The organism is Bacteroidota bacterium (assembly GCA_016706255.1).
Lineage (GTDB): Bacteria > Bacteroidota > Bacteroidia > Chitinophagales > BACL12 > UBA7236.
Genome location: JADJJZ010000018.1, coordinates 1 through 24,947, shown reverse-complemented (window position 1 = coordinate 24,947; position 24,947 = coordinate 1). Strand labels below are relative to the sequence as shown.

Below are 24,947 nucleotides of genomic sequence, written 5' to 3'. Positions count from 1 at the left end.
CAGGATTGGTGAGTCATGGTTGTGGCTCAAAACCCTGGAGTATGGGATACAGCGCCGAAAATACGGTATTTAGTAATACGCAGCCATACCTCTTCGCTCCGGAAAATATAAAATTGAAACCGCGATTATAGCCAATGGGAATTGTTGGTATAAAATATTATCTGCATGGCTTAGAATCAGTAATAGCAAGATACGACAGACAAGTTGTTTTCCATTCATGGGATGCAGTGACTGATGACACCAATTTATCCTATTGGTAGCGCTGAAGGCTGGGGCTGTCCTGCTAGCTTCAGATAACTTTTTTTCGGCAGTGGATGAAAAATTAAAGCAGTGAAAAACCCGTTTTATTATGGATGTTTAATCGGTAGTTTATTGATAATAGGTTAAAAAGCGGATGCTCATTTGAGATCATCCGCTTTTTAATTTAATATTTTATAAAATTATCTTAGTAATTGAACGGTTCCGGAATAGGTTTCCAAAACACCGTCGCACATCATTTTGATATAAACAGAGTTCCAATTTCTGATCTTTCTGTAGGGTCGGTTTCCATCCCAACCTTCGGTTCCACCTTCCTGGAAATAATCGTATACCGGTTCACTAACGGGTAAATACTTTAAAGTATTGAGTTTCTTCTTCCATAGAGATTATTTGTTGGAGGCACTCTGAAAATATCATTCACACCATCACCATTTGGTGTAAATGCATTAAATCAAATACACAACTTCTGCTGCAACTAAAATGGTTACGCAATCGGTAGAAACGCAACCTGTAGGATGTGTTGCAGTAACACAATAAGTTGTAGTTTCATAAGAGTTAATAAGCGGATTAAGAAATGCAGTTACATCTGAAATATTATAATTAGGTGTCCATAATAAGGTATATGGATCAGCCACTTATTTGTATATAATGTCGCTAAAATTACCGAAGTACTGATGAAGTATCGGGATGAAGCACGGATGTAACTGAATCAGTCACATCTACTTCCTAAAACCAATTAACTGACGGCCCCTAAATCATCTGTCACAGTTACCCGCATATGTGAGAATCACTGGTAAAGATTAAAGGTTAAATCAGGCGTTATTTGTTAGCAGAGGGTCATTCCAGTGATAACTCAAATCACCTGTTCCTATTACAACACTCATAAACAGTTCATTTCCGGCACAAACAACAGCGTCATCCGGAATCATATCTACCGGTAGTTCGGTATATAAATCGGTAGGTGTTGGAATAGCCAGGTTATTCAAAACCCACCATCTGTGCCATCCTGAGCAAAATTTGTTGAGTTGAAACATGGAGAAACTGCTACTTCACCGGTTGTAATTCCGGAGTTACCACCGTTGGCCAATAAGGTTAAACCCGCAGGAATAGCAGGCGTGTTCATCCATAAAACACCACCGGAGCCACCGCCACCGGGTCGGTGCAGTTTACACCATCTACGGTATTATCTACATTACCTCCATCACCGCCAACTACTTCAACAGTAAGTGGACCAGTAATTGTAGTTACTTCAAGCAAAGCAGTACTTTGCAGCACCTCCACCCGGAGCACCATCATCGTGCCAATACTGAGGGTGAACACTTTCACCATTGGAGCGAATTACCAAATCCGTTTCCAACTATTGTGTTTTGCGCGAATTAATATAATTCCACCACCTCGTCCTGCCGGAGGAAGCAATGCCGTAAGTGGAAGCTACCTGCGCCGCCGCCGCCGCCCAGCATCAAATGCGATTTTCGGCATTACTATACGTTACCCGCCATCCCCAAAACCGGGATAAGTACCACCGCAAGGTCCAACAGAAGGTTAATTAACTGTCCGCCATCGCCACCGCGCGCATAATTGGAACCACCACCACCGCCGGTTTGACGGTCGTTTCCCCCACCACCACCATTTTTTGGGAAGCGCCGCGGGCAAGCAAGTATCGCCGTTTTCAGAAATTCCTTCTCCTTTTTTCCGGCTTTGCTCTTCCGGTAAGGTTGTCACAAATCCGTTGACACCATCAGGTACCCTACAAGACCCGGTGTATTGGTGCCACATCAGCATAAGAAACCTGAGTTTTTAGCGTCCTTTAATATTTTCGTTTAGGGTAAGTGTGCCTGTCACAATCATCGAAATAATGCCACCAGTTGTGCCATTCCATGGCTGACCGGTAACACCACCAGCTTCATTTTGCATCAGCATATTCAGGAACACGAACCAGTTGGACCTGACCCAACATATATAATCTGCCAACAACTTCGTTAAAAGTAACTACGTTAAAAGCGATATCCTGAACCGTAAACATCTCATAAACACCACTTTTGGCCAAAGGATTAATTGAACCGTACTGTTGTGTTATCAGCTTCAGCATCAACTCCACGCATTTGAATAGGTAAAACATGATCTCATAACAGCTGGGCCAATGGGTGTTACAGGCAGAGGGTAACGTTGTTGTTACACTTATCCATTCCTATTACTTCCCAGTAATTATTTATTACACCGGAAATATTGGTTTGAGCATGTAAAAACATGCCAGGAAGGAATAACACAGCACATAGTAAGAAAACCTGATTCTTAACATAAGTAGATGTATGTGTGTGAATTTTGAACGAAAATATATTATCAGCAAATTTCAATGAAATTCGCGTAATTTGACCTTATTTTGATGAAGGAATTTATTCACAAACGTTATACAAATGACGGTAATTGAGGTCCCTGAAGCTGAATTTTAGCATAAATCTTACCGTTGAAACGCTGGAAAAGTTTCAACCGGAAGTATTTTTGAACGGAAAAAACGATAAATGGAGCCCTGCTGAACAGGCACAACATCTGGTTTTGACCATTAAGCCTTTTAACTGCTAGCCTATTCATTGCCAAGGATGGCCTGCGGTTACTTTTGGAAAGCCCAACCGGCAACAAGAAGTTATGAGCAGATTCTGGAAAAAATATCATGTTAAACTTGCTGAAGGGGCAACAGCTTCTTCGGCTTATGTTCAAAACAACTTAAAACGGGCACAACCCGGAAGCTGTGATTAATACATTTTGTAGCTACATCAAGAATTAATTGCTAAAATCAGTAACTGGAAAGATGAAGATTTAGACCACTTTTATTACACCACATCCGCTTCTCGGTAAAATTACATTGCGTGAAATATTATACTTCACCGATTTTCATATTTTTACATCCACAACGATTTAATGCATAAAATTCCTTTAACATGAGTGAATCCATACGTCTCAAAAAAGCTTTTTCAGATTTAGCACAATGGCACACCCTGGACGGAGGTAAGGTGGTTACCACTGGTTCAGGATTGGCACAACCGGAACAAGCTGCGAAAAAGGCAATTCAAATGCTAATTCGGCATCCTGGCAACTGGTGCAACATTGTATTGGCTGGCGCGAAAATGTTTTACGAAAATTAAACGGTGCATACTTTATTTCACCTGACGATAATTATTTAAATATGCCCCGGATAATGTTTCACCTCAGGCTTAGTCGGCTTTACTTAACCGATTGGAAAAATCGGAGCTGGATTAGAGACAATATTTAACAAATCTGGATAGCGCTATTTTGGATGAACCTTATCTCCCGTCTAAAGGAAAATTTACGGTTTTACGAAGTAATTCACGGCATATTACATCATGATAATTATCATTTAGGACCGGTTGTTATGCTGAAAAAGTTAATTATTATGATATGCGCGCTTTGAAGCAATTAACAATTAAGCCGATGCGTTTACCTTTTATTTAATTGATGCCTTTACAGATAATCTTTTTGGTGGGAATCCTGCCGGTGTGGTGCCTTTAACAGGGAATGGCCTGAGGAGACAACCTTACAAAAATTGCCATGGAAAATAATCAGGCAGAAACGGCTTTTTTGTTAAAATGCCGGATGAAACCTTTCATATCAGATGGTTTACACCATTAACAGAAGTTAATTTATGCGGACATGCTACTTTGGCATGAGCCATGTGGATTAATTACGCCAGATCAGCCGGGCGAGGTAAGTACATTTATGTCTAAAAGTGGTAAACTTGTAACAAAAAAAACAGTGAATGGTTTTACAACTTGATTTTCCGATGGATTATTTTAGAAACCAGAAGCTCCTGATAAATTAATAAAAGGATTGCGCATGAACCAAAAGAAATTTACATCGGACGTGAAGATTATTTATGTGTTTGATTATGAAGAAAAAATTAAAAGAATAAGTCCGGATTTCGGTATCCTCCAGCGAATTAAAAGTCGAGGTGTTATTATTGTTACGGCAAAAGAAATAACGTTGATTTTGTCTGCCGCTTTTGCGCCTGGTTTGGCATTGATGAAGACAGCGCAACCGGTTCCATTCAAACAACATTAATGAATTACTGGAGCAAGAAATTAAATAAAAGAATTAGCCTCATTGCAAATATCAAACGGTATGAAGCCGATTTCACAGCATCATAAACGGCGATCGCGTGCTTATTTCCGGTAATACGGTTACTTATTTAACAGGTGAAATAAGTTGTTAATTACTGAATAAACGCCCAGTCCGCTCAAAGCTGCATTCAAAGGTGAATAAATTTATCGGTTATTTTACTGGGGTTTCCTGAAAATATTCGGTATAATTTGTTCCCGGCTGAATAAAATTCACCTGCTGATTTTATTGCTGTTATTAATTACAACAATAGCCGTTTTATTATTATAGGTTCTTGAAAAACATATACCTGTGCAACATCATCAAGCAGCAATGGCTTAAAATCACCTTTTTGTAATACTTTAACTCCTGATGTAATTTTCTAATTGCTGATAATATACCCGTAACGATTTTTCTCAAACACTTTGTCCGGTTTGTTCTTTTACTACCATTATAATTATATACTTCATCCTTATTTAAATTCTTCCCAAACCATTGGTTTTCCGGGCAATCAGGTCATTGGCGCCCACATACCAACCTCATCACCATAATATACCATTGGCGCTCCGGGATTGTGTATTGAAATAATGCCATCAGCATTTGTTTTTATAAACTAATGCATCCGGTTTGGCTGGATTATAAACAGGATTTTCTGCTTTGGTTTTATTAAAATAATCGCCCCAGGTTCTAAACCGGGGCAACATCATTATTACGAGATAAGAAGTAAATCGTTGGGTGTCATGACTGTCGTATAAATTTTGCATCACCAAACTCATATCATAACCATAATGGCACCAATTGCGATAATAATGAATCAAATTGCGGAAACTGATATTCGATTATTGTTATTAATAAAAATTCTGACGTGCAATTACGGCAAATCCATAATTCATTAAGCATCAAATTCATCTCCGTATAAATAGGGTTTTCCAACTTAGGTTTATCTACTACTTCTGCAGTTAAATAAGCCTCAGGATTTATTGATTTAACATGAATTCTCCAGCTTTTCCAAAAATCGTGGTCAACACAAAATGCAACATCCAGTCTCCATCCATCAATACTATTGCAGTAACACCATCCGGCGACATCCAGCGTTTTGTGCAATCAAAAAATATCTTGTTTCGGTTCGTGCAACAATGCCGCTACTGTCTTCTTTTATTCCGGCAAATCAGGAACACCAAACCAGCCTTGGTATTCAAATTTGGTTCCTAAAATCTGATCATCCAGCTTTTAATGGTAAACCAGTTTTTATAAACAGATTTTTCCTGATTTTTTACCACATCAACAAACGAAACTATTTCTTCCCATATGATTAAATACCATCAAATATGATTTTAATATTGCGTTTATGACATTCCTGAATTAATTTCAATGCCAATTTATCGGCACTTGTCCATTGCCATGTTGAAGGATCAATCGGATTTTCCAGGCAATTATTTTTTATCTCCTTCAGGGTCAGTTCCAATGTTGGTTCAATATGATGATACATTGCGGCATCATATTTATGCTAACTCGGTGCCATAAATAATGGATTCAAATAAATAGCGCCAATACCTAATGACTGAATATAATCGAGTTTGTTGATAATGCCTGAATATCGCCACCATATCTTCTGCGTTGCATTTGATATCCAATGTCTTTCATTTTCTTTTCCCTTGGTTGAAAAGCATACCAGTCTGCCGTCCAGGGCGATATATGCCAAGCTGCAGTATCATTATGCGGCCATGCACCTTTTATGTCTGCTAACGTTGGATCATTCGATAAATCACCATTTGAAAATCGCTCCGGAAATATCTGATACCATAACACCCCTTTCGACCATTCAGGAACAACAATTTGTTGCGCATTAATAGCGGTTATCAGGAAATAAAATCCGCAAGCCAGTCCAACAGTAAGTAACTTCATATCAAATCAGTTAATTTTGCTTAAAAATACACCTGATTTGAGAAAATATTTACTATTTGGGATACTGTTTTATTGTTATCAGGTTGTAAATGCGCAAATTACACCTTACAGTATACTGTTTGATGATACACTCGTGAATTCCATTTACATCACAATGGATCCGGATTCACTCAATGAAATGTATGAAAACCTGGAAAATGAACACGAATATGCTGTTCAGTTTGTATATGACTCACCGCTTGTGCAGGATACCTTACAAAATGTCGGATTTCGTTTACGCGGTAATACGTCCTTAAGTTCTGCCAAAAAAATCATTTTAAGTGGCATTTAATACTTATGAACCGGGAAGGAATTTGAAGGGCGAAAAAAATTAAATCTTATTGGCAATCATAACGACCCGACAATGGCTCGTGAAAAATTTATTTCGATATTTATAATAGTCTTGGATTGCCAACCAGAAGAGTAAGTTTTGTTCGTGTTTATATTAATGAAAGTTACTTTGGATTATATGCCTTAACTGAAGAATATGATGACATATTTTTACGCGACCGGTTTGGTGATGACTCAGGTAATTTATACAAATGTTATTATGGCAGCAATTTAAATTATCAAGGAACAAATCAGGCCGCTTATAATACTTATGAATTAGAAAGTAATCAAATTGCAAACGACAAAAGTGATTTGATTGAATTTATTGAAATTTTAAATAATACACCAATTGCTAATTTACAGTGTGAACTGGAAAAAGTTTTTGACGTTGACCAGTTTCTGAAAATATATGCTTTAGATATTTCTACAGGCCATTGGGATAATTACGGCGCCAATCAAAATAATTTTTATTTATATCACAACGCTATTACAGATAAAATTGAATTTTTGAGTTACGATTGTGATAATACAATGGGTGTCGACTGGTTTGGTATCGACTGGACGGAACGCGATATTTATAGCTGGAATTTTGACGACCGCCCGCTTGTTGAGCGTCTCATGCAGGTTGATGCTTATCGCGACAGATTTAGTTATTATATTAATTATATTTCAACCTACGCCATGCAGCCCGATGTGATTATTCCACATATCGATTCCATTCGCGAATTAATTGCACCTGCTGCATTTGAAGACCTTTTCAGGTCGTTCGATTATGGTTATACGTACGATGATTTTTACAATGGTTTTGATATGAACGATATTGATGACCATACACCTTATGGTATCGAAAATTTTATCATAGCAAGAACAGATAATACATTAGCTCAGGTGGAGTTAAATGCCATTCCACCTATTATAAAATATCCAACCCACATGCCGGGGTTATTACAGGCAAATTCAAATGCACAGTTTAATGTTTTGGTAGAAGATGATGCTTCAATAAACACTGTAACATTTAGTTATAGTAATGACAATCTTGCTTTACGGAAATTCCAATGTATGATGATGGTACACATCAGGATGGTGCAGCAAATGATGGTAATTATGGAATTGATATTGAAATATTAATTGGTGAAACCGATTTTTATTATTTTATTACTGCAACAGATGTTGATGGTTTATCATCAAATTATCCGGCTTGCGCATCTTTATATCTACCCATAGGATTCACAGCTCCCAATTTGGTGATTAACGAATTTATGGCAATTAATACTGCAACACTTGCAGATGAGGACGGTGTATATTCAGATTATATCGAATTATTTAATCGCGGTAATACAGATATTTATCTTGGTGATAAATTTTTCAGCGGACCATTTATTGAATTATCAGAACCTTCACCCGGACAAAACAACGAAATTATTGTTCCACCGGTTGATTCATCATATACAGAATCCGTAATTATTTTAGGTAATCCGGCAAGCGATGCTACCATTGTTGTTTTTGGATTAACATCCTTACTGCTGTTCAATTCGACATGGTTGATTTGAACGGGCAGGTGATTTTCAGGATTAGTGAAGGAATAATGGGTTCAGGAAGTTACATCTACCCCCTAAATATAGAGGGCATTGCTTCGGGAATCTATTTTTTCCGTTTAATCGCTGATGATAAGGTTTCTACCTACAAATTTGTGATTTATTAAGCCCTAAACTTTAGGATAGTTGGCAATTGTGCCCGAACAAATTAAATTTGCATCCTCAAATTACTATTACAATGGGACGTGCCTTCGAATATCGCAAAGAGAAAAAATTTAAACGCTGGGATGCAATGGCGAAAAATTTCACCCGAATTGGTCGTGAAATCGCAATTGCTGTAAAAAATGGCGGACCGAATCCGGATACGAATCCGAAACTCCGACTGGCAATTCAGAATGCCAAATCGGTTTCCATGCCTAAAGACCGTGTTGATTCTGCCATTAAACGTGCTTCAAGCAAGGAAGAAGGCACATTTGAAGAGGTAGTTTACGAAGGAATTGGCCCAGGCGGCATTGCTTTGATGGTGGAATGTGCAACAGATAATACAACCCGCACCGTTGCCAATGTGCGTTTATTATTCAGCCGTGGTGGTGGTGCTTTAGGAACCAGCGGCTCTGTAGGTTATTTATTCGACCGCAAAGGAATTTTTAAAATTGAAGCCGCAAAAATCAATTTAGATGAATTAGAACTTGAATTGATTGATGCCGGAGCTGAAGATATTTATGAAGAAGAAGGTGTTGTTTATGTAGAAGTTACATTTAACGATTTCGGCACCATGCAAAAGAAACTCGACGATTTAAAAGTGGAAATTATGGGGAGCAGAATTATTGCGCCTTCCACATAATAAAACATCAGTAAATGCAGACACAGAAACACTCGTTAACAACTTGATTGAAAAACTGGAAGAAGATGATGATGTTGTGAATGTATTTCACAATATGCAGGAGAATTAATCTCTCCCAAAAAAACCTGAAACCTAATTAGGGTGAAGGTTGCACAAATTTTAATACTCAACTTACTAACCTTAAAAACCCCGACAATTGCCGGGGTTTTTATTTCTTTCCAGTGGATTTTATTCTCCAATCACTTTAACATTTACAGCGTTTTTTCCTTTACGGCCGTCAACGATGTCGAATGATACAAGGTCGTTTTGTTTTACCTATCAACCAAACCTGATTGATGAACGAAAATTTCTTCATTAGTTCCGTCCTTTACAATAAAACCAAAACCTTTAGTGGCATTGAAAATTTAATTTTACCAGTTTCCATTTTAAATAAAAAATAATAATTAAAAAATTGATTAACGGTGCAAAACTATAACATTTCATTTATAAATAGAAGGGAAATTTTTAGGACTTACCTCATGCATCATCCCGTAAATTGCCTCAAAAATGTCTTCCTCATTGGGTTTACAGAAATAATCACCATCACTTGCATATGCTGAACGGTTCTCTCGCACTTAAACATTTCGGGAAAGCATCGAGGTAACGGAACAGTGAATCATCGTTAAATACCTGCTGCATCATATATGCTGTAGCCCCACCCGGAACATCTTCATCTATAAAAATAACGCGACTTGTGCGTTTCACCGACTCACGAATAATACCGTGTATATCAAATGGCATCAGGGTTTGCACATCAATTATCTCTGCACTGACACCTTTTCAGCCAATAATTTACAGGCATCCTGCACAACACGAAGGGTAGAACCATAAGTCACAACAGTAATATCTTCTCCGCCATAATAATTTCAGGCACTCCAAAAGGAACAGTAAATGTGTCAATATTTTCAGGTAACGGCTCTTTCAATCTGTAGCCGTTTAAACACTCAACCACAATTGCCGGCTCATCACATTGCAGCAACAAATTATACATACCTGCTGCCTGTGTCATGTTGCGTGGAACACATAAATGCACCCCGCGACAAGAATGTAAAATCATACCCATTGGCGAGCCGGTATGCCATATTCCTTCGAGGCGGTGACCTCTGGTGCGGATAATAACCGGTGCTTTTTGTCCGCCTTTGGTGCGGTATTGTAGTAGCCAGATCATCGCTGATTGGCTGTAATCCGTATAATAAATAGTCCAAATATTGAATTTCAGCAACCGGACGCATACCACGCATCGCCATACCAATTCCTGACCCACAATGGTAGCTTCGCGAATACCCCGTCGAAAATCCGGTTTTCACCATATTTTCCTGCAAACCCTGCAAAACCCTGATTCACATCCCCGATTTTACCTAAATCTTCGCCAAAAGCGAAAATTTTATCGTTTTTCGCAAAATGGGCATCAAAACACTTATTGATAATCTCGAAACCATTAACCAGATGCGCTTCAGATCCATAAACAGGAGCAACAACCGCTGCCTTTAAAACAGACTGATTCGAGTTACTGAATAAACTACCATTATAACGTTCATTATTAATAGCGGCATATTGTTTAACCCATTGCTGTAAAGCTGCACGTTCAGGTGTTGATTCACCTGCAGTTTCGCTCTAAAGCAGTTTTGGCAGAATGCATCAAATCTCTGCGCACAGGGTCAATTGCTGACCTTAACGACTGCAATACCTGGCTACTCCGGAACTATTGTTACTGTGGCTTCCAGCTGACTTAGTAGTGAAAATAATACATCCATGTCTGCCTTTATAGACATCAAATGCTGATTCCAGGCAGATTTTTGTTGCCCTTTCGCTGTTTCCTTTGCTTCAGCCATAAATCCCTGCAATTGTTCATCTGTTGCAATGCTCGAAGCAATCATCCACGATTTCATTTTTGGATACAATCCCATTCAGCTTCCCACTCGAGGCGCTCCTTGCTTTTATAACGCTCGTGCGAACCGGAAGTGGAATGCCCTTGCGGCTGGGTAACTTCAGTAACATGGAAAAATACCGGCACATGCTCGCGACGGCAAAGGGAAATTCCTTCTTCGAACGTTTGTATCAACGCTGCGTAGTCCCAACCTTTACTTCGTAAATGCGAATACCATTGCCTTCCTCATCCAACTGGAACCCGGAAAGTATCTCAGAAATATTTTGTTTTGTAGTCTGATATTTTTGTGGAACAGAGATGCCATAACCATCATCCCACACAAAAAACGCCATCGGAATTTTTAAAACCCCGGCTGCATTAACCGCTTCCCAGAAAATGCCTTCAGATGTGCTGGCATCGCCGATTGTGGCAAACGTAACCTCATTTCCATTCACCGAAAACTGATCTTTCCAGTTGCCATTATCATCGAGCAAACGCGTAGCAAAGTGCCCGTTCATTTGTCGCCCGCCAGAATTTGGCTCTAAAGTCGTATCCGGAATTGCTACAATTGAGCAAAAACTGCTCAGGAGTAGCCATTCCTGCGGCAAACATGAAGGTTTGGTCGCGGTAATAACCGGAACGGAAATCACCTGGTTTGAATACTTTGGCCATGGCGAGCTGAGCCACTTCTTTGCCATCGCCGAAAATGCCGAATTTGGCCTTTCCGGTGAGCACCTCCTTTCGGCCGATAAGGCTTACCTCACGGCTGATACAGGCCATTTTAAAATCGTTGATGACATCCTGCCTGAACGACTCGAATGTGACATTTTTATTTTGCGTTAATTCCGACATATTCCCTCAGTTAAGTAAGCGCAAAAATACATAAATATGCCTGCTAACAATTTGCTTTTGCGGTATTTTGAAAAAAAAGTAATACAAATGCACAGATGGTATAATTCTTGTATCAAAATCGCGGGTTCAAACCTGAATTTCAGGATTTGTTACTTTTGTATTCAATCGCATAACAACTAAAATTGTATTATATTATGAAAAAATTGTTCTACACACTCCCGTTGATCATTATGATCGCCAGCGCCTCGTTTGCGCAAACATCTGTTTCACCAGCAACAGGCTCAGAAACAGCAACTCCTGTAATTAATCCAAATGCCGGTGAATTCCAGTGGGTTGAAGAAACACACGATTTCGGAACCATTCCGCAGGGAGTTCCGGTAAAAACAAATTTATGTTTACCAATACCGGTAAATCTCCTATTATTATATCAAACGTTCAAAAAACTTGTGGTTGTACAATTACTGACTGGACAAAAGAACCAATTATGCCGGGTCAGCAAGGTTTTGTTATGGCAGAATTTAATGCTGCTAAAGAAGGACCTTTTACAAAAGCAATCACCGTTCAGTCTGATTCAAAAACACCTTCAGTAAAATTATACTTCAAAGGCACAGTTCAAAAATCAGAACAAGCAGGTGGTGTTCCTGAACAAAACAATATTTTTAACTCAGGTGGTAATTAATCCGCTTTTAATATTAACTAATGAAAAAATATTTTCCATCATAGCCTTTGTAGCAGTAACCGGAATGGTTTCAGCTCAAACGTCAACAAATACTAACCCGAATGCTGCTGCATTTGGTGGGTAAGCGATACTTACGATTTTGGTAAAATACCTCAGGCAGTGCCTGCTACCGCGCGTTTTGAGTTTGTAAACACAGGCAAAGAAGCACTCATTATTACCGATGTGCAAAGAACCTGCGGTTGCACCAGCACCGACTGGAGTAAAGAACCAATAGCACCGGGACAAAAAGGTTGGGTTACTGCTGTATATAATGCAGCAAACGAAGGTGGGTTTACAAAATCCATTACCGTGTTATCCAATTCCTCAACCCCTAGTGTTAAGTTAACCTTTAAAGGAACAGTGGTAAAAGACGACACCGGTAGCGTTCCCGCTCAGGAGTCGATCTTTGGGAATTAATATTTAAATCTTGAATAAATTCTGCGACAATTCCGTAGGTGTTAGCACCTACGGAATTTTTTGCCCGGTTGGCAATTAGCTGATTAGCAAATTAGCTGATTAGCTGATGGGGTTCGGAGTAGGTTGGCAATTTGAGCCGGATTCGCAAAAGTAATTAGCAAATTAGCTGATTAGCCGATTAGCTGATGGGGGTTGGAGTAGGTTGGCAATTTGAGTCGACCCATGTCAGCTGTGGAGCTAAGAATTTGCACTTTGCTCAAATCCGGCTGTTCCATTGGTTACATCGGCACATTGGTACATCCTCCGGCTGTTTAATTAGCATATTAGCACATTAACACATCAGCACATTCCTTACCTTTGCAACATGCCAAAAATATCAGCACGCGGAAATAACATGCCGGCTTCGCCAATCAGGAAGCTGGTGCCATTTGCAGAAAAAGCAAAATTGAGAGGAATTAAAATTTATCACCTCAATATTGGTCAGCCCGATATTGAAACGCCACATCAAATGATGGATGCGGTGAGAAATACAGATTTAAAGGTGTTGGAATATTCGCATTCTGCAGGATTTGAATCTTATCGCAGAAAATTAGTTCAATATTATAAAAGCAGAAATATTGAAGTTAATCATCATCAAATCATGATTACAACAGGTGGCTCCGAAGCTATTATGTTTGGTATGATGAGTTGTTTAGATGCAGGTGATGAAATAATTATTCCTGAACCACTTTATGCTAATTACAATGGATTTTCTACAGCAGGAAATATTGTAATTAAACCTATCACGTCGCATATTGAAAACGGATTTGCATTGCCACCGGTTTCTGAATTCGAAAAATTAATTACACCAAAAACAAAAGCAATTTTAATTTGTAATCCGAATAACCCCACCGGATATTTATATACAAAAGAAGAATTAATACAATTGCGTGATCTCATTCTCAAATACGATTTATTTTTATTTGCCGATGAAGTGTACCGCGAATTTGTGTGCGATGGTAATGAACATTTTTCAGTAATGAATTTGGAAGGGTTAGATGAAAATGTGGTGCTTATGGATTCCATTTCAAAACGCTACAGTGCTTGCGGAGCGCGCATCGGAGCATTAATTTCCCGCAATAATAAAGTAATGGAAACGGCAATGAAATTTGCACAGGCCCGTTTATCGCCACCAACATTAGAGCAGGTTTTGGCAGAAGCATTTTTTAGATGTGCCGGAATCTTATTTTACCGAAGTGGAAAAGAATATGTTGAACGCCGCAATTTATGTGTGCAGCGATTAAATGCGATGGATGGTGTTTATGTCCAACCCCGGTGGTGCATTTTATGCAATAGCACGATTACCAATCGATGATGCCGATGTATTTTGTCAGTGGTTGCTCGAATCATTTAATTATAATAATGAAACCGTAATGCTTGCTCCCGCAACCGGATTTTATTCTACCCCGGGATTAGGAAAAATGAAGTGCGCATCGCTTACGTATTAAATAAAATGATATTAATAAAGCAATGGATTGTTTGCAGGAATCATTAAAAGTATATCCCGGCAGAACTGCAATTGCAGAAAAAGTAAGCAGCGAAATGCGTTAATTTCCGGTTTGTTTTTTTATTAGCAGGTATTTTTATTTTTTCAATTTCATGACGGTGAATTGGTATGCTGATATTTAAATCAGTTGGTATTAAATTGTATCGTGTTTATCGCATAAACATCCATGCCCGTCGAAAAAATACCATTGCTACCAAGCATCCTATTACCTTTGTTGGAAATTAGTTGTTATGAAAAATGGATGCTGTTTTGCCTGCTGCTGAACTTTATTGCAGCAAATGCCTTCTCCCAAAATATTTCCGGAAAATGGATGAGCAAACTGAACGTTGGTGTAGAACTGCGCATTGTTTTAATATGTCGGAACAAGGCGATTCACTAGTTACAACGCTCGACAGTCCCGACCAGGGCGCTTATGGTATTCCGACAACAAAAACTACGTTTACAAATAATGTTTTAGATATCACGATTCCTGCCATCAACGGCGGATTTAAAGGCAATTACAATCCCGAAAAAAATGAAATTGCAGGCGTATGGATGCAAGGTGGTTCAAATCTTCCGGTAAATCTTGCAAAGGTGGACTCCGTTGAGCCCGCTAAACGTTTACAAACTCCTGTAAAACCGTATCCTTATAAAGAAGAAGAAGTAACGTTTCAAAATAAAATGGCCGATAGCGTAACGTTGGCAGGAACGCTTACAATTCCCGAAGGAAATGGTCCTTTTAAAGCTGTTGTTTTGGTTACCGGTAGCGGTCCGCAAAACCGAAACGAAGCCTTGCTCGGTCATGAACCATTTTTAGTATTAAGCGATTACCTCACACGAAAAGGTATTATTGTTTTGCGTTATGATGATCGCGGGATTGCAAAATCGACAGGTAATTTTGAATCGGCAACGAGTGCAGATTTTGCGACAGACGCGAGTGCTGCAGTCAATTATTTAAAATCGCGTAAGGACCTTAATATCAGTGAAATTGGAATTGCCGGACATAGCGAAGGCGGATTAATTGCACCGCTTGCTGCAACTCAAAATAAAAATGTCGATTTTATTGTTTTAATAGCTGGGCCGGGCATTGCAGGCGATTCAATTTTGTATTTACAAGGCGATTTAATTGCAAAAGCAGGCGGTTATAGTGAACCTGCAGTAAAAGCCTTAAATCAATTGCGTCACCAAATTATTCAGGTAGTAAAAACCGAAACGGATACAGCAATTATGGCGAAAAAAATTATTGCGCTCAATAAAGAATTTCTCATAGCAACATCACCCGATGTATTGGAAGAAATTCAAATGACCATTGCCGACACAACATCAAGCATCGATTTTTATGCAAATATGTGGATGAAATATTTTATCAGTTACGACCCACGTCCTGCGCTCGAAAAAACAAAAATTCCGGTATTGGCAATTAATGGAACAACAGATTTACAAGTGCCATACAAAGAAAATCTCGGCGCAATAGAAAAAGCATTGCAGGTTGCCGGAAACAAAAATTATAAAATTGTGCCGCTGGAAAATCTCAACCATTTATTTCAAACTTCCAACAGCGGCTCACCGATGGAATATGCCACCAATGCAGAATCATTTAATGAACATGCCATGCAGGTAATCACTGAGTGGATTTTATCGCTAAAATAGCCTGTCTGTAAGTTTAGCCGCGAAAGCAGTGTTAAATAAGTCCGAATTCGAAGTTCTGGCACCAAAATGTATATACAGATGCCGTAACTTTGCACAACTTTATTTAACATTGTGTGTCGGCAAATCATAGCCGACTGACCAAAAACAGCAGGACCAGGCATTGGAGATAGAGATAATAACTGTGGCCGGACTTACCATTGGCGAGCCGGTGACTAGTTTAACAGATATCGTTTTAGCGGTAATCAGTTTTACCCTGTTCGCACGCATTAAAAATAGGCTCAACGAGAGTTTTTTTAATAATTCGTGGCGCATGTTTTTTCTATTTATGGGTATTTCGACCGGCACTGGGGCTTTAGCACATGCCTTAAACGGGACTGAAGCAATCTGGTGGTATAATACCCTGTTTATGGCGATGACCGTTTTTAGCAGCATTTCCGTGTTTTTTGCCCTCAAAGCCACCATCCGCTTCACAAATATGGATTCCGGTGTGCGCAAATTTTTAACGATTACCAATTTTGTATTGCTCGCCGTATTCATGGCTTACACCTTTATCAGCAATAATTTCGAAATATTTAAAATTCACGCAGCGGCGGGGTTATTCCTCATTTTTTTAACCCACTTCATCGCCTGGCAACGCAGTCATTCCGGCAGCGGCTGGATCATGTCGGAATGGGCATTTCGTTTTTACCGTTTTAATTCACACTCAACAATTTTCGCTGAGCCCCTGGTTTAATTACAAAGACATCAGTCACGTCATTATGATGGTAAGTTTAGTCATGATTTACAACGGCATCCACATGATGAGCGAAAATTTAAAACTCAGCGTTTTCCGCACCAAACTGCAAAACAAAGCAGCTTGAAGAAAACATTTTTGGAGTAGCAACATCCCCCACCCCCAATAAAATCCCCTACCGGCTCTTCGTTGCAACAAGCATTAAATTATAAATCAACCTCAAAACCCGCTGTTCCATTAGCACATCAGCACATTAACACATTGGTACATTAGCTTGTTTCCACTGCGATCCGGACTAGGAGTTTCTGCATCGTTCCAATCGCAACGTTTTAAGCAAATTATCAGGTTAACCAAAAACAACTTTTGTTTGAATCACAATTTTTGTGTCACCCCGCTGGGGTTTACCTGTTTCTTGGGAGGGCATTTTTCTACCAATCTTTCACCGCGATGCGGTTGGGTTATCGTTACATATAATTTTTAGTTTTGATTCAACTAGTTTGCCTCGATTCACATTTTTTGTTTCACCCCTGCCTTGTCCGGCAGGCAAGGCTGCGTTCTATTGGTTCTAGGGACGGCATTTTTGCTACCAACATTTCACCTACCTTATCAGGGGAAGGTAAGCGATGTGGTTGGTGCATCGTAAAATTTAATTTTTAGTTTTGATTCAACATTTTGCCTCGATTTACATTTTTGTTAAAAGTATGCAACCGCTACGCGGTTGGTTTATCGTTAATTTTAATTTTAGTTTTGATTCAACATTTTGCCTCGATTTAAATTTTCTTTCACCTCAGGGTTCCCTTCGATTCTAGAAGGTATCTTTTGTTACAAACGTATCACCCCTGCCTTATCAGGAAGGTAAAGTCTACGCGGTTGAATCATCGTTAAATTTAATTAGCATAAAGTATTCGAATATTTTCTATCCTCACCGCTCGATTATGAGATAATTAAAAATTAAATCGAATCATTTTATTTTTTACATACAATCAAACCTCGTAGAGGTGACAGAATGGTATAACAGAACCTCCCCTATGAATCAGTTGAACCCCCGTAGGTTTACCTGCCGGACGAGGCAGGGGTGACACAAAATGCGAATTATAGTAAAATGTAAATAATAACACAGCATGTCACTTTACATATAAACAAAAACCACGTAGTGGTTTCATATTTTTAACTTGAATTAAAATTCAATGTAAATTAATAGCCCATAATGTCATTTCTTTACATATAAACAAAACCGCATAGCGGTGAAAGATTGGTAGAAAAAAATTCCCCAAGAATCAGTGGAACCCCCAGCGGGTGACACAAAAATGTCGCTGAAGCAAAAAATGTAAAATCATAACTCAGCATGCCATTTCAAACATAAACAAAACCGCATCGCTTTACCTTCCTGATAAGGTAGGGGTGAAACGATTGTAGAAAAAATACCTTCAAAGAATCAAAGCAAACCCCAGCGGTTTACCTGCTGGGCGAGGCAGGGTGACACAAGAAATGTGCATTAAAGATTAATGTAAAATAATGCCACAACATGTCATTTTACCTATAAACAAAAGCCTCCTAGAGGTTTCATATTTTTAACTTGTGAATTATAGTTAAATGTAAAACAACAACGCAGAATGTTAACACTCACAAAGGTTTCGGCTGTTCATTGGTACATTAATAAATTAATCCATCGTCCGTAGCATTCAATGCTATGTACACATTACCACAAAATCACATCTTAATGTGATTGCCTTCAGCTGCATACAGGGATATTTTTACAACAAAAACAATTATGAACTACCAGGAATTAGGCATACCCGAAGTTAAGGCTGAATTTATGAAAGCCAGATTAAATCAAATGCTTGAACTTACTTTTGCAAAGGTTGCGGCTCATGTTAAGTCACCGGCAACTTACCCTTTGCCTGCCGATCCAAAAAGTGCAGAGCGATTGTTGTTAAATTTATATCACAATACACCTAAAAATAAGCAGGCACCTTTTTTTAGTAAAGTTGAAACAGTTACCGGTTTAAATTCCATACAAATGCAACTGCGTTTTGGCGATTTAGCCACTGTTAATTTAAAATCGGATAAACCATGTTTTGAACAAATTAGAACAATTCAAATACCGGAAACATTTCGTTTAACTGAATCTGAAAAAAATAAATTAACCACTACAGCACAAAATAAATTTAGTGGCAAATTAAATATTGGCAGCAAATTATCTGTACAAAAAACACCTCCCCAACCAATAGGTTTAAATCCACGAACACTGAGTTTGTTTTTAGACAATATCCATTGTATTAAAACACAAGATGTATTTAAAGATGAAATCAGCATAACAGGATTTACTGTTAATGCCTTAGGCCAGGTAAATGCCATTCCGCGAATAAATGTCGGCAAAATAAAAAAAGGAGAAACTAAACAATTAGGCAATACACTACAGGATTTTGATTTAAGAGCTGCAGGTACATTTCCTCAAAACTTCCTTGCCGGATTTATAGTTAAGGAAAAAGACCTGGCAAACGAGGAACGAGATGGGGACATTGCATTAATTATGGCAATAATCAGTATTGCCGTTTTCGAAATTGGTTTTGCCATGATGATGTTAAGTGCCATTCCTGTTCTTGCACCAATTGGAATTTTTGGATTGTTAACAATGTTATTAGGTGCCGGCATATATCTATTTGGTTTTCTTATTCCGGGTACAGCACTAATAGATACTTCAGATATTATTACCGATAACTTTATTTTTAATATTCCGCCTGTAATACCTGTTGGCACAGCTTTTTCGAGGCAACTAAATGCCGATATCAAGGGTAGTATGTTAGGTGTTAAAGGAAAATATAATTTAAATATCCGTTGGGAGCGAACTTCCTGAGTTAAATTAGCTGAAACACGTTTATTAGACCACATCAATTTGTTAACATAAATTGATGTGGTTTTTTATTTTTAAAAAATGTTCTAGTTGCTAGTTGATTTAATTTTATATTTTTGTTTAACCTTAAATATGAAATCAATTATCCTTACCATTTGCTGCCTCTTCGCACTCAATTGCCTGGCAGTACCTTATGCAATAAATACTTGGAACAGTCAAACTGCAGTTAGCAGCACACAACAAATTGTTATGCCTGTTACTGTTAAAAAAGGCGAATTATTTCAATTTTATGTCATGCAGGATGGTCTTGATGTGGAATTAATCCTGAAGAATCCAAATAATGACACCATCGGCTATAAAGATACAGACAACGGCACTTTCGGACAGGAAGTGTTATTTTATGAGGCGTTAAAATCGGAGCAACTTACTTTTTATATCAAAAAACTTGAAGGTGATTATAATCCTGAATCCGGCACCGTTAGTTTTTATGTTAAAAAATTTAATAAAAAAGAAAAAGACGAAAGGAACAATTTATTAAATCAACTGGTAGAAGAAAACAAACAACATGTTTTAACGGCTGACATAAATCATTTTTGGGTGGCCTTTGATAAACTGACCACTTGTAAAAATTATTATGATAGTATCACAACAATCCAAAACTACTATTTTGATTTAGCCACCAACGGTTTTCTGCAGTTTATAAAAGTTCGCGATTTGTATGCACCCGAGTATTTAAAAAATTAAAAACACAATATGCTGCGTATGCAGACGTGCGTGAAAATACTTACATGGCAATGGAGGCGCTGCCACTTATTGAAACTGTATTTGACAGCCTAAAAATTATTTATCCGAATTTTAAACCCTTTCAGGTATGTTTTTCAATTGGTGCTATGCGCACAGGTGGAACCACAACAAGTGAATTTATTTTAATTGGCACTGAACTCACCACAACCGGCGAAAAATCTAAAATTCCACAACGAATTAAAGCAATTATTGCACATGAAGCCATTCACACACAACAGAAATATCTGTTAAAACCGGGTGCAGTTGTTTGTAACCAGTTGGATGAATGTCTTGATGAAGGTGTGGCAAATTTTATTGGTGAATTAATTACGGCACTACCAATTATGGTGATACCGATACTTATGGTTATGCACATGAAGCTGAATTATGGAACGAATTTAAATCTACTTTATGTAATGCTGATGCAAATAACTGGTTGTATAATGGCGCAGCATCAACTACCCGACCATCCGACTTAGGTTATTTATTGGTTACCGCATTGCAAAAACATATTATCAAAATGCTGCAAATAAAAAACAAGCCATTATCGATTTAATTGAAATTGATGACCCGCTTATGATTCTAGCCATGAGTGGATATAATGGGAAGTAGAAAGCATTTTTTAAAAAAGAAATCTTAGTTTCAAATAAAAAGAAAAATAATTATGAAAAAAATATTACTCCTGTTATTATTTACTCCGTTATTTTTCTCAACAACTGAGGCACAAATCGGTGCAGTGACACCACATCGTTTTGATGTGCTGAATTATGAGTTACATTTAGATTTATACGACAATTTTCTTCCACCGTATCCCTCTTTGTATTATGCCACAGAAATAATAACCTTGGAAGTTGATTCAACACTTAGTGCGCTAGTATTTGACGCTAAAAAATCGAAATTAATAGTCGACTCTGTTGCATTTCCTGCAATTTCATTTGTTCAGGATGCTGATTATGTGACGATAACATTGAATACAACGTATAATCCGGATGATACTTTAGTAATACCCATTTATTACCATCATAAAGATGTTGTTGACCCTTCATTTTATGCTTATAATGGTTATATATACACCGATTGTGAGCCCGAAGGTGCGCATAACTGGTTTGTTTGTTACGACAAGCCCACCGATAAAGCTACCGTTGAAATATATGTCTCAGGTCCTGAAAATGCAGAAATAGCCGCTAATGGCAGTTTATTGGATACAACTGTTTCCGATGGCATAAAAACGTTTCATTGGAAAAGTCGCGATCCGATGTCTACATACCTTGTTGCTCTAGTGGGCAAAACAAATTATATTGCTGATATTAATTATTGGCATCCGCTTACACATCCGGAAGATAGTATTCCACTTACCTATTATTATGCAAATAGTGAAGACATTGGAACAACAGAAACAACGATGCCCCTCATGCTGGATTATTTGGCGAATTATATGGAGATTACCCTTTCGAAAAATATGCAAATGCAAGTTCTATTGAATTTTATTCAGAAGGCATGGAAAATCAAAGTGTAAACCATCATTTGTAAAAATTGCTGGAGCGAATGGCTGTTGTCGCACGAACTGGCGCATCAATGGTTTGGAGATTTAATTTCGCCAAAAAGCTGGGCCGACATTTTTATGAATGAGGGATTTGCATCTTATAATGAATTACTATGGGGTAACCCATTTGACAGGTGCTGATGCATTGGAAGATTCAATTACCGAATATGCAAATTATTAGTGTGAGGAAAATCCGGGTTTTCCAATTTCAATGGAGAGCTGGGCTACACATACACCTCCGTTCGATACGTTGTTTAATGATGTAATAACCTATGTCAAAGCACCTTGCGTAATCCATATGTTAAGAAATATTGTGGGCGACAGCACATTTTTTGCAACGCTGAAAGCATATACCACCGACACATTTAATTTTATGTATAAAAATGTAAGTATTGATGATTTTGCATCATATTTCAGTGAAAATTCCGGAATAGCACTTGATTATTTTTTTGATGAATGGCTGAAACAACCAAATCATCCAGTTTATGCAAATACCTATTATGTTTACCCGGAAGTGGATGCCTCAACTGTAAATTATACAATAAATCAAACACAATTAGATCCGCCGTTTTTTACTATGCCTGTGGAATTGTTGTTTAATTTCAGTGATGGCAGCGATACTTTAATAACTATTTTTAATAATGTCAATAATCAAAATTTCAACTTCCATTTTTCTAAAATTGCTACTGCCGTTACTTTTGACCCGGAAAATAAAATCGTTTTAAAAGAGTTTTCTTATACCAGTCCGATAAACACACCCGATATCCCATTAAATGTTTCCATATTCCCGAATCCATCTGACAATAATTTTAATATATATCATTTGACACTCGATAAACCGGAAACTGTGACCTTCAAATTGTTAAATATGCAGGGCGAAATGTTATACAATAAAAGTCATGGCATTATAAATACCGGTCACCACACCATTGGTATGCAAAAAGAAAGACTTCTCGCAGGCACTTATTTGTTGCTAATAACAACAGAATCCTCCGCTAATAATTATATTATCGTAAAACAGTGATAAACATTGAAACAAATTAACCTTCTTAGTTGTTTCACCACTTCGAGTCTTTGGAAGGCACCATTAAAATAATCCTCCATACCGGCTTCTGCGCCCATATTTAATTGCACGTTTAATGTGGTAATTCCATCTTTTTCTTCAAGGAAATAACTTTCGGTAGCATCACCCCAATCTTTAGCAATACGTTCTCCATTTTTAATTTCACCTAAATATTTGAACACCATTGTTTTACAGTCATCCTTTTTCAATCATACTATACATGCCATCACCGTTAGGGCCAAGAAACACGATCCTGCCACCCTGCTCCCAACTGCTTACAGCATGAGAGCCTTCATGAAAAAAACAGTCCATTTACGATAGGGAAACATCATCCCAAAGCACATTCCATAACCTTTGTTTTGGAGCAGTAATAGTAGTATTAAATTTGAGTATTGCCATAATATTTTTTTAATTAATAATAAGCTAAAATAATACAACAGCGAATAACTACCAACAATTGCGTCAATTAGCGGGTTTTGCGGTATATTTTTGTAAATACTTGAGAAAATTTATCGTACTTACCTTATTTCGGTCGGAGACCGGGGTGGCGTCAGGAGTTGGAAACTCCACGACAACACTATCAATTCATTTGTAGCTATTATTCAGCTTCCAGCAGGGATTTCATTTTTTCGTTCATGGCGCTAAATTTTTGGTAGGTTTCGAGGTAAATCTTTTTTCCATAATTTTTCCCGAATATCCCATGCCAATATTCCCCTGAACTAAAAAGTATTTGGTTATCATTAATTGGTTCAATAATATAGTAATGTTTAGCACTAAAAATAAACCCCAGCGAACCGCCCCAGGCTAATTGTTTATTCGGTTCAAACACCAAAATAAAGGCCGAAAATTTATCTGTAGTTGAATCTGCATCAATAGTTGTCACTTTAATTTTCTCCTTCAGCGCAACTTTACCTTCAATCTGTAAAATATATGGATGCCAATTGGCATAAGCATCAAAATCAGTCAATAATTGCCAAGCTTCAGCTGCGGAAGCGTTAATGGTGATTTCTGTTCTGATTTCGTTGGGTGTGCATAGGATTTGGCTTTTGCCATCGACAGTGAATAGCAATAAACATAATAAAGTAAACAGGTAATAACGAAATACAGGCTGCATATGTATAGAGGTCAAAAATAGGGAAAAGTAAATGCCTTGAAACACAATTGTTACAAGCTCCTTTGGTCAAGTTTGTTGAATTGCATTACTGAAGTATTTAACTTTGCTTTTCGCCACCACTAAAGTAAAGTTAAGGGATTATCTTTACTTTGTTATTGAACTTTAACCTTTAAGTTTGATTTAGAAGATTTCATATTCTTTATAAAACGCCATTATTTAGAAAAAATGCTTTGCAATTTTCTAAAGCTTTGAGATATACTATTGATGCTATAATCGGGATTCATATTATTTTTTTTGCTAATTACGGGGGTGCAAATCGCTGAGGCTAAAAATTCTTTTAAAGGATTTCATTAATATTATTGCATTGCATTTTACGAAAATGAAGAAAAAATCTAAGGGCAATTCATGATTTACAAAAATACAGTGTTTGAAATAATTGCAGTGAGGGAATAGCATTTGTTGAGAAAATAATTTATAATTAATCTAAACCTCAAAACTTACACCAGAGAAATGATGTATTATTAGGTTAAGGCAACCACTTATTTTAATAAACACATCCGCATCAAGATCGCAGAATTAAATATCGAGCGATTTATGTAATCTTTTAAATTGTATTAGTTATAACTGCTTTTACAAGTCATAAGTAGTAATTAATTATTTATGATTGTGCTTATGTTGGGATTAGTTTTACTCATTCAGTCAAAAAGCCCAAGTTGTTTACTTGATATAATTGGTGCTTTTATTTTAGGAACACCAATCGACCCTTCT

25 protein-coding genes and 8 pseudogenes are annotated in these 24,947 nt (G+C 37.7%); 19 read left to right on the top strand and 14 right to left on the bottom strand.

The window, feature by feature from the left end:
• Positions 1 to 704: 704 nt before the first annotated feature.
• The 5 genes from IPI65_16500 to IPI65_16480 form a co-directional block, all read right to left on the bottom strand.
• Entirely contained in the window at positions 705 to 893 is a 189-nt protein-coding gene (locus tag IPI65_16500) for a hypothetical protein (GenBank protein ID MBK7443047.1), read from the bottom strand.
• A gap of 177 nt (positions 894 to 1,070) precedes the next feature.
• Complete coding sequence (locus IPI65_16495) at positions 1,071 to 1,244, bottom strand: hypothetical protein (GenBank protein ID MBK7443046.1); 174 nt, start codon at positions 1,242 to 1,244, stop codon at positions 1,071 to 1,073.
• Positions 1,241 to 1,381: a hypothetical protein gene (locus IPI65_16490; GenBank protein MBK7443045.1), complete on the bottom strand. Its 141-nt coding sequence runs from the start codon at positions 1,379 to 1,381 to the stop codon at positions 1,241 to 1,243. Before IPI65_16490 ends, IPI65_16495 begins: the two co-directional genes overlap by 4 nt.
• Positions 1,378 to 1,587, bottom strand: coding sequence for a hypothetical protein (locus tag IPI65_16485; GenBank protein MBK7443044.1), 210 nt, complete (start codon positions 1,585 to 1,587; stop codon positions 1,378 to 1,380). The genes IPI65_16490 and IPI65_16485 overlap by 4 nt, the downstream gene beginning before the upstream one ends.
• Before the next feature lie 574 nt (positions 1,588 to 2,161).
• Complete coding sequence (locus tag IPI65_16480; GenBank protein MBK7443043.1) at positions 2,162 to 2,347, bottom strand: hypothetical protein; 186 nt, start codon at positions 2,345 to 2,347, stop codon at positions 2,162 to 2,164.
• Between the two features lie 847 nt (positions 2,348 to 3,194).
• Between IPI65_16480 and IPI65_16475 the strand changes: the two genes are divergently transcribed.
• From IPI65_16475 to IPI65_16465, 3 genes and pseudogenes are all read left to right on the top strand, one after another.
• Positions 3,195 to 3,398: a hypothetical protein gene (locus IPI65_16475; protein MBK7443042.1), complete on the top strand. Its 204-nt coding sequence runs from the start codon at positions 3,195 to 3,197 to the stop codon at positions 3,396 to 3,398.
• Between the two features lie 453 nt (positions 3,399 to 3,851).
• Positions 3,852 to 3,941: pseudogene (locus tag IPI65_16470) on the top strand (PhzF family phenazine biosynthesis protein).
• Between the two features lie 300 nt (positions 3,942 to 4,241).
• A pseudogene (locus IPI65_16465) lies at positions 4,242 to 4,418 on the top strand (PhzF family phenazine biosynthesis protein).
• A 543-nt stretch (positions 4,419 to 4,961) separates the two neighbouring features.
• Here IPI65_16465 and IPI65_16460 read toward each other — a convergent pair.
• The 4 genes and pseudogenes from IPI65_16460 to IPI65_16445 form a co-directional block, all read right to left on the bottom strand.
• The gene (locus IPI65_16460) at positions 4,962 to 5,132 is read right to left on the bottom strand and encodes a hypothetical protein (protein MBK7443041.1); all 171 of its coding nucleotides are present in this window, start codon (positions 5,130 to 5,132) and stop codon (positions 4,962 to 4,964) included.
• Between the two features lie 13 nt (positions 5,133 to 5,145).
• A complete protein-coding gene (locus IPI65_16455; GenBank protein MBK7443040.1) occupies positions 5,146 to 5,472 on the bottom strand; it encodes a hypothetical protein in 327 nt (108 codons plus the stop codon).
• A 208-nt stretch (positions 5,473 to 5,680) separates the two neighbouring features.
• On the bottom strand, positions 5,681 to 5,857 hold the full coding sequence (locus tag IPI65_16450; GenBank protein MBK7443039.1) for a hypothetical protein: 177 nt from the start codon (positions 5,855 to 5,857) through the stop codon (positions 5,681 to 5,683).
• Positions 5,858 to 5,875: 18 nt separating this feature from the next.
• Positions 5,876 to 6,273 (bottom strand): annotated as a pseudogene (locus IPI65_16445) (hypothetical protein).
• Positions 6,274 to 6,289: 16 nt separating this feature from the next.
• On the opposite strand from IPI65_16445, the gene IPI65_16440 reads away from it, so the two are divergent.
• From IPI65_16440 to IPI65_16420, 5 genes and pseudogenes are all read left to right on the top strand, one after another.
• Entirely contained in the window at positions 6,290 to 6,604 is a 315-nt protein-coding gene (locus IPI65_16440; protein MBK7443038.1) for a hypothetical protein, read from the top strand.
• A 116-nt stretch (positions 6,605 to 6,720) separates the two neighbouring features.
• The gene (locus IPI65_16435; protein ID MBK7443037.1) at positions 6,721 to 7,770 is read left to right on the top strand and encodes a CotH kinase family protein; all 1,050 of its coding nucleotides are present in this window, start codon (positions 6,721 to 6,723) and stop codon (positions 7,768 to 7,770) included.
• On the top strand, positions 7,698 to 8,192 hold the full coding sequence (locus tag IPI65_16430; protein MBK7443036.1) for a hypothetical protein: 495 nt from the start codon (positions 7,698 to 7,700) through the stop codon (positions 8,190 to 8,192). The genes IPI65_16435 and IPI65_16430 overlap by 73 nt, the downstream gene beginning before the upstream one ends.
• Positions 8,189 to 8,344 carry a T9SS type A sorting domain-containing protein gene (locus tag IPI65_16425; GenBank protein MBK7443035.1) on the top strand — a complete coding sequence of 52 codons (156 nt, stop codon included), beginning with the start codon at positions 8,189 to 8,191 and terminating at the stop codon, positions 8,342 to 8,344. The genes IPI65_16430 and IPI65_16425 overlap by 4 nt, the downstream gene beginning before the upstream one ends.
• A 71-nt stretch (positions 8,345 to 8,415) precedes the next feature.
• Positions 8,416 to 9,130, top strand: a pseudogene (locus IPI65_16420) (YebC/PmpR family DNA-binding transcriptional regulator).
• Positions 9,131 to 9,249: 119 nt separating this feature from the next.
• On the opposite strand, the pseudogene IPI65_16415 reads toward IPI65_16420, so the two are convergent.
• The 3 pseudogenes from IPI65_16415 to IPI65_16405 all read right to left on the bottom strand — a co-directional run bounded on the left by IPI65_16415 (position 9,250) and on the right by IPI65_16405 (position 11,779).
• Positions 9,250 to 9,445, bottom strand: a pseudogene (locus IPI65_16415) (cold shock domain-containing protein).
• Between the two features lie 55 nt (positions 9,446 to 9,500).
• Positions 9,501 to 10,605, bottom strand: a pseudogene (locus IPI65_16410) (hypothetical protein).
• 146 nt (positions 10,606 to 10,751) lie between these two features.
• Positions 10,752 to 11,779: pseudogene (locus IPI65_16405) on the bottom strand (hypothetical protein).
• Between the two features lie 391 nt (positions 11,780 to 12,170).
• Here IPI65_16405 and IPI65_16400 point away from each other — a divergent pair.
• The 11 genes and pseudogenes from IPI65_16400 to IPI65_16350 all read left to right on the top strand — a co-directional run bounded on the left by IPI65_16400 (position 12,171) and on the right by IPI65_16350 (position 23,026).
• Positions 12,171 to 12,458, top strand: a complete 288-nt coding sequence (locus tag IPI65_16400; GenBank protein ID MBK7443034.1) for a DUF1573 domain-containing protein — start codon at positions 12,171 to 12,173, stop codon at positions 12,456 to 12,458.
• Positions 12,459 to 12,569: 111 nt separating this feature from the next.
• On the top strand, positions 12,570 to 12,914 hold the full coding sequence (locus tag IPI65_16395; protein ID MBK7443033.1) for a DUF1573 domain-containing protein: 345 nt from the start codon (positions 12,570 to 12,572) through the stop codon (positions 12,912 to 12,914).
• A gap of 364 nt (positions 12,915 to 13,278) precedes the next feature.
• Positions 13,279 to 14,504 (top strand): annotated as a pseudogene (locus tag IPI65_16390) (pyridoxal phosphate-dependent aminotransferase).
• A 262-nt stretch (positions 14,505 to 14,766) separates the two neighbouring features.
• Positions 14,767 to 16,089, top strand: coding sequence for an alpha/beta fold hydrolase (locus tag IPI65_16385; protein ID MBK7443032.1), 1,323 nt, complete (start codon positions 14,767 to 14,769; stop codon positions 16,087 to 16,089).
• Positions 16,090 to 16,249: 160 nt separating this feature from the next.
• Complete coding sequence (locus IPI65_16380; GenBank protein MBK7443031.1) at positions 16,250 to 16,822, top strand: hypothetical protein; 573 nt, start codon at positions 16,250 to 16,252, stop codon at positions 16,820 to 16,822.
• Between the two features lie 1,771 nt (positions 16,823 to 18,593).
• A complete protein-coding gene (locus IPI65_16375; GenBank protein ID MBK7443030.1) occupies positions 18,594 to 19,679 on the top strand; it encodes a hypothetical protein in 1,086 nt (361 codons plus the stop codon).
• A gap of 129 nt (positions 19,680 to 19,808) precedes the next feature.
• Positions 19,809 to 20,420, top strand: a complete 612-nt coding sequence (locus IPI65_16370; GenBank protein ID MBK7443029.1) for a hypothetical protein — start codon at positions 19,809 to 19,811, stop codon at positions 20,418 to 20,420.
• A 44-nt stretch (positions 20,421 to 20,464) separates the two neighbouring features.
• Entirely contained in the window at positions 20,465 to 20,938 is a 474-nt protein-coding gene (locus IPI65_16365; protein ID MBK7443028.1) for a hypothetical protein, read from the top strand.
• Between the two features lie 185 nt (positions 20,939 to 21,123).
• Positions 21,124 to 21,975 carry a hypothetical protein gene (locus IPI65_16360; GenBank protein ID MBK7443027.1) on the top strand — a complete coding sequence of 284 codons (852 nt, stop codon included), beginning with the start codon at positions 21,124 to 21,126 and terminating at the stop codon, positions 21,973 to 21,975.
• A gap of 3 nt (positions 21,976 to 21,978) precedes the next feature.
• A complete protein-coding gene (locus IPI65_16355; GenBank protein MBK7443026.1) occupies positions 21,979 to 22,143 on the top strand; it encodes a hypothetical protein in 165 nt (54 codons plus the stop codon).
• Between the two features lie 70 nt (positions 22,144 to 22,213).
• Positions 22,214 to 23,026: a T9SS type A sorting domain-containing protein gene (locus IPI65_16350; protein MBK7443025.1), complete on the top strand. Its 813-nt coding sequence runs from the start codon at positions 22,214 to 22,216 to the stop codon at positions 23,024 to 23,026.
• Here the strand turns inward: IPI65_16350 and IPI65_16345 are convergent.
• Positions 23,005 to 23,250: a hypothetical protein gene (locus tag IPI65_16345; protein ID MBK7443024.1), complete on the bottom strand. Its 246-nt coding sequence runs from the start codon at positions 23,248 to 23,250 to the stop codon at positions 23,005 to 23,007. The genes IPI65_16350 and IPI65_16345 overlap by 22 nt on opposite strands.
• A gap of 413 nt (positions 23,251 to 23,663) precedes the next feature.
• Positions 23,664 to 24,179, bottom strand: a complete 516-nt coding sequence (locus IPI65_16340) for an SRPBCC domain-containing protein (GenBank protein ID MBK7443023.1) — start codon at positions 24,177 to 24,179, stop codon at positions 23,664 to 23,666.
• Positions 24,180 to 24,947: the final 768 nt, after the last annotated feature.